This is a genomic window from Rhizobium laguerreae (genome assembly GCF_002008165.1).
GTDB classification, from domain to species: Bacteria; Pseudomonadota; Alphaproteobacteria; order Rhizobiales; family Rhizobiaceae; genus Rhizobium; species Rhizobium laguerreae.
This window is the reverse complement of sequence record NZ_MRDM01000027.1, coordinates 1-5,406: the sequence shown is the minus strand read 5'-3', so window position 1 is coordinate 5,406 and position 5,406 is coordinate 1. Positions and strand designations below refer to the sequence as shown.

The 5,406-nt window shown below is 57.0% G+C and carries 7 protein-coding genes; 6 read left to right on the top strand and 1 reads right to left on the bottom strand.

Annotated elements, in window-relative coordinates; genetic code table 11:
* Positions 1-1,100, bottom strand: a 1,100-nt coding sequence (locus BS630_RS27240; protein WP_143529523.1) for a hypothetical protein, incomplete at its 3' end; no start/stop codon positions are given.
* 166 nt (positions 1,101-1,266) lie between these two features.
* Between BS630_RS27240 and BS630_RS37120 the strand changes: the two genes are divergently transcribed.
* The 6 genes from BS630_RS37120 to BS630_RS27210 all read left to right on the top strand — a co-directional run.
* On the top strand, positions 1,267-1,827 hold the full coding sequence (locus tag BS630_RS37120) for a hypothetical protein (RefSeq protein ID WP_158081431.1): 561 nt from the start codon (positions 1,267-1,269) through the stop codon (positions 1,825-1,827).
* Positions 1,721-2,674 (top strand): transporter substrate-binding protein, encoded by a 954-nt coding sequence (locus BS630_RS27230; RefSeq protein ID WP_158081430.1) that lies wholly within the window; start codon positions 1,721-1,723, stop codon positions 2,672-2,674. Before BS630_RS37120 ends, BS630_RS27230 begins: the two co-directional genes overlap by 107 nt.
* Positions 2,643-3,500 carry an alpha/beta fold hydrolase gene (locus tag BS630_RS27225; RefSeq protein WP_077979870.1) on the top strand — a complete coding sequence of 286 codons (858 nt, stop codon included), beginning with the start codon at positions 2,643-2,645 and terminating at the stop codon, positions 3,498-3,500. The genes BS630_RS27230 and BS630_RS27225 overlap by 32 nt, the downstream gene beginning before the upstream one ends.
* 264 nt (positions 3,501-3,764) lie before the next feature.
* A complete protein-coding gene (locus tag BS630_RS27220) occupies positions 3,765-4,505 on the top strand; it encodes an SDR family NAD(P)-dependent oxidoreductase (RefSeq protein ID WP_077979869.1) in 741 nt (246 codons plus the stop codon).
* A gap of 127 nt (positions 4,506-4,632) precedes the next feature.
* Positions 4,633-5,034, top strand: a complete 402-nt coding sequence (locus BS630_RS27215; protein ID WP_077979868.1) for a RidA family protein — start codon at positions 4,633-4,635, stop codon at positions 5,032-5,034.
* 125 nt (positions 5,035-5,159) lie between these two features.
* The coding region (locus BS630_RS27210) for a hypothetical protein (RefSeq protein ID WP_077979867.1) at positions 5,160-5,406 on the top strand (247 nt) is incomplete at its 3' end.

Here is a 5,406-nt window from a genome sequence, read left to right as displayed (position 1 = left end):
GGAACTACGAGCTGCCACTCAAAAGGTTGAAAGCTTCCGCCCACATCCTGCGAATTTTGCGTCCGCTGGGCCTCGCGGTGTGACTCAAGCATACGCAACGCGCCTTGCATATGGTAGCTAGTCAGGCGCTGCTCCGCGACAAATCGTTGCAGCTCCGCGTCCTTTAGTCTAGTAATGGTTTGGTTGTAAGACCGGAGCTCCTGAGATAATCTGCAAAGACTAAAGCGATAAAAGTCAGCGGTTGTCTGGGCGTACATCCCATTCGCCACTGCCGCCGCACGTGCCTCATTGATGAGGCCATCGTCTTCAAGAGAGGCAGCAACCTTCGCGGCCCTCTTCCCTTTATTTACTGGCTGCGGGCCTCCGTTGCCCGCTTTCCGGTACTTCGCAAGCATGTTCAGCGCAGCCCTGCAACTTTTGTTGCGCCTAAGAACTTTGTCGCGCGGGTACTCGGCGTCAACATATTCGCGCAGCTGTTCGTCATCAAGTTGAGCTAGACCGCCGCGAGAGTTGAGCTCCCGAGATAATCCGCGAAGACATATATGATTCTCTCTGATGGAGCTCTCACTATAGCCAAAGCGCCTTGCCGCCGCGGCCGCCGCGTCGATGAGGTTAGCGTCTTCGGCAGGGGCCGGCGTCGGCTTCCTGGCTTGATCGACGCGAAACGTCGTCTCAACGACCGTTTCCGGCTCGCGCGTCCAGTCCTTCGACGGTTTCTCGCCGCTCCTTTGAGCGAAGGCCTTCTTCACTTTATGTTTGACTGCTGCAAAGAAACCTTTTTTTTTCGGCTGTCGGGTTATCGGCTCCTCCTGCGAGGAGGTCGAAAGCCCGGACCGCGAACGGCTCGAGGCTTCGTAAGACTGGTCTGTGCTGTGGCGCGCGCCGCTGATGTTGTTGTCTCGCAGGGAAGGCTGCACCGGCATGCGCATCGACCCACCCATCGACGTACGCCGAATTGCACCACGGCCTAAATGTAGGTCGCTGAGCTGCTGCGCCACATCTTCCCCTCTCAAATTCCTGATCCAAGTATCAGCCTCGAGATTTTGTTCGGGACTAGAGTCGGACGATTCGTCGGACGAATCGCCACCTGTATTGCGCATCGCGGTCTCTCCTTCGAGATTAGCCAGTTATCATAGGTATGATACGGCCGATCCGTCTCTGGCCGTCATGCAAGATTGGTATTCCATGATAATCACAGCGAACAGGGACCGTACATCGGGCGAAATGAAAGCGGACCCTGGCATTGCTCAAGCAAGAGATGGGCAGGTGGGCATGCTACTCCATGAGCGCAACATCGACGCCCGTCCAATTCCGTTCACCCTTCATCTCGTAAACGAAGGCCGCCGACGGTCGAAGCAACTCACGAAGGTCAAAGACTTCGAGGAGCTCAAGAGATCGAAGTTCATGACGCGCCGACAGGTCGAGGGATGGCTGACCGAATTGGACGGCGAGACGAGCTACCGGCCGTCCTGGGACACCGCTTCGAGGCATTTGCATCTCGACCACCGCCGCGAAATCGCTCTCAGCAGGGAGTGGCACAGCTATATGGCTGAGAGAAAGAGACGCTGGAGTGCGGCGACCTTGGAAATGGCTTCCGACGTGAAGCCAAAGATCACCTCGGTCATCGATGATGCTGCCGAGTTCTTCGATGGCGTCAAAGCCGCGGTGTCTTTGGTCGCGGCTCAGGTTCGAAAATGGAAACCGGGCGCCGACGACGCCAATGGTCGCGTTCGATCAAGGAGGCTTCGCAGCGAAGATTGCCCCGGCTGCGGGGACTCTGTCGGCCATAACCTACTTCGACACTCTCGACACTGCGGCCAATCGTGATCTGCTTCGTCGATGGAAAGCATTCGGGCATGCAGCGGAGCCGATCACGGAGATGATGGCTGCTGAAGCGCTGGGTTTCTCGATCTGGACCTCCGCAGTTGAAAGGGCCGACTCGGCGGTTCCCGCCGCTTGGCGCCCGCAGATCCAAAGCGTCACCGTCCCTGGGTATGCCGGCTTCGAAGTCAGCGTCGACCCGACAAATCGGGTCCTCCAAGCAGTGCTGCTGGGCCGAGCGCAGTCAACCGGCACGTATGTCGTAGAAGCGAAGACACCGATCCTCACCGGAGATCGTTGGAACCTCGGCCTTCCGGATACCAAACTTCTCGTTTCGAAGTGGAATGCTGGCGTCGGCACATGCGCGGTGTTCGATATGGAAGTGGGTTGCAAGCCGACCGTCGACCAGAAAAACCGCACCGTAGATCTGATGATCGCAACCACCAGAAAGGTTGAGAGAGAGCCTGATGCTAGCCTGAGCTTCGCCCCGGTCCGGTCAGACTTAACTTTCGGCGCCGCGCGCGTCTCGGTGCCGGCGGGTCATTCGTTCGGTCAGGTAGATCGGCGTTCGTGGCTTGAGATGTTCACCTTCAAATCGGTTTCGGAGACCGAGTTTCAAATTCAGGAAGAGAAGGAGCTTTCGCGCGATGAGTTCACATCCGCGATAACGAAGGCCGACCCCGAGGATGCATTGGTCTACGTTCACGGCTTCCGCAACACCTTCGACGACAGTGTCTTTCGTCTACAACCGACCGTTCGGTCGTATTTTACATCCATTCGTTACTGCTTGTTTGCCGAGACCTTTGAGAAGGAGTTCCAAAATGGTCGTGAGCTACAAAACGCAAGAGGTTAGAGACATCGAGGTTTTCTACAGAGAGGCTGGTTCGAAGGAAGCGCCAGTCCTTCTTCTCCTTCACGGTTTTCCGTCATCCAGCCACATGTTCCGTGATCTGATCCCGCTGTTGGCAGATCGGTACCGCGTCATCGCACCAGATCTTCCCGGGTTCGGTCGAACGATCTCGCCTCCACGTGGGGAGTTTGATTACACATTCGATAACCTCGCCGCCGTCATGACAGGCTTTACAGAGGCGCTCGGCCTCAGCCGCTATGCACTTTACGTGTTCGACTACGGCGCACCGGTCGGCTTCAGGATGGCGACGGCCAATCCGGAGCGGATCACTGCCATAATCAGCCAGAATGGCAACGCCTACACGGAAGGGTTCAGTGATGAATGGACCGCGTGGGAGGCCTATTGGCGGGACCCCTCTGCCGAAAAGAGAGAGGCATGTCGAGCATCATTGTCTCCGGACGTGATCGAGCATTGGCAATACCGCACCGGGACATCAAGGGAGCGACTTTCGCCCGATGGCTACCAACTTGATATCGCGTTCATGTCGCGGCCGGGTGCGGAAGACATCCAACTTGATCTTATCCTCGACTACGGAACAAACATCGACCGGTATGAAGAGTTTCAGGCATATTTCCGGGATCATCAACCACCGTTCCTGGCGGTCTGGGGCAGACATGATCCAGCATTCGTCCCGGCGGGTGCCGAGGCCTACAAGCGTGACCTGCCGACCGCAGAGGTCCATCTGCTCGGAACCGGGCATTTTGCCTTGGAAACACACGCGGATGAGATCGCTCAGTTCATCCGGAGCTTCCTGATCAGACATGTCTGAGCTCGATACGACAGTCTCGCGGTCAAGCTGAGCTCCAGGGTCATAGAAAAGGAGACAATGATGAAGCTACGCGGGGAAACAGGTACAGGTTTAATTAGCCAGTGCCAGCGTTCCAGCTCACGCAACAGAGTTTTGCGCGTCGCGCACCTACAGCATGCCAGCAGGCTCCACGAAATATTGTGCGCTAGTTCGGTTCGCTGCTTCGGCATCCCCCGCGAATGACCTGAAACACATCAACTTAGCTAGGAAGAAAGGAACAGAAATATGATCAACCTTGAAGGCAAACGAGCATTGGTAACCGGCGGCTCGCGAGGCATTGGTGCTGCGATCGCATTGGCGTTGGCGGAAAATGGCGCGGATGTCGCGTTCACCTATCAACGCTCCGCCGAGAAGGCTTCAAAGGTAACGGAAGCGATCGAAAAGTTGGGGCGCCGTGTGGCTGCGATCCAGGCCGACAGTGCCGACCCTGAGGCAATTGTCAGCTCAGTAAGCGAGGCCGTCTCCGTTTTGGGCGGGCTGGACATCCTTGTGAACAGCGCTGCGATTGGCCACAACGGCATGATCGCAGACCTTGATGTTTCAGCCTATCAGACGTTGATGGATGTCAACGTACGAGCTCCGGTCCTGTTCGCGAAGGCCGTCATCCCGCATCTCGGCAAAGGCGGCCGCATTGTCACAATCGGCTCGGCTCTGGGTGAGCGAGTACCGTTCCCCGGCATTACACCCTACGCGATGTCCAAAGCAGCACTGACATCCTTCACACGCGGTCTTTCGCGGGAACTTGGTCCGAGTGGTATCACCGTCAATCTCGTGCAACCCGGAGCAACCGACACGGAGAGCAACCCGGCGGATGGACCAGCTGCAGACTTGCAGAAGAGCTTGACGTCCTTGGGGCGCTACGGCGAACCACGGGAGATTGCCAACGCTGTGGTATTTCTCGCAAGCCCGGCCGCGAGTGTCATCACGGGCGCTATTCTCACCGCAGACGGCGGTGCAATCGCCTGACTTGCTCGTGCAAGATTCTGATGGAGCGATGGTGCCCACCTTTTCGATCGCCCGGACTAACCGGCAACACACCATTTCTGTGGGCGCCATCTCCATGCTTATACCTTCCTCACAATAGGAGACCTCAATGGCAAAGCCTGAACTTTTCGTCACGGCCGGATACGGGCAGAAATTCCATGAGCTTTTGCACTTTTCACAAGCGCTCAAGATTGGTGATCGCGTCGAGATCTCCGGCCAGGGCGGATGGAACGATGAACTCGAAATTCCGGAGTCAATCGTGACCGAGATCGAGAGAGCATTTGAGAATGTCCGGCGAACCTTGGCCACGGCTGGCGCGGACTGGAAGGATGTCGTCCATGTCAACTCTTATCACGTCGGAGGCTTTCCACCGATCGTGAACGAAACGATTGCCGGTCTTTTCCGTGAGTACATGCCCGATCGAGCTCCGATCTGGACGCAGACCGGTGTGGAAGCCCTTGGGCTCCCCGCCATGCGAATTGAGATCCGTGTCACTGCCATCCTGGAATGACTCTGGCGCCTACCACGGCTGCATTACGATGCAAAGGCTAGTCGCGTTTAGCAACGACCGACCCATGGCCAAAGCCTGTGACCGCCTTAATGCGATCAGAATCTCAGCCTCCCGAGGAGAATGTAATGAACACCGACAGTTGCCCCATTGCCACACCGCAGGAGCGCTCTTTCCTAGCCATCCAGCAAGCGGCCGAACAGACGATGCTTGAGAAGGTGTCGCGCGCCATCTCCGATGCGACAGCCGAAGTCACGAGGAACGTGCAATACGCTGGTTTGGAATTTGAACCGTCCAGTGAAGGCTACTTCATGTTCGCGGTTCAGCAGGCAACATTCGTGCGCCTTTGCGGAGGCAATCCGGATACGCTGCGGG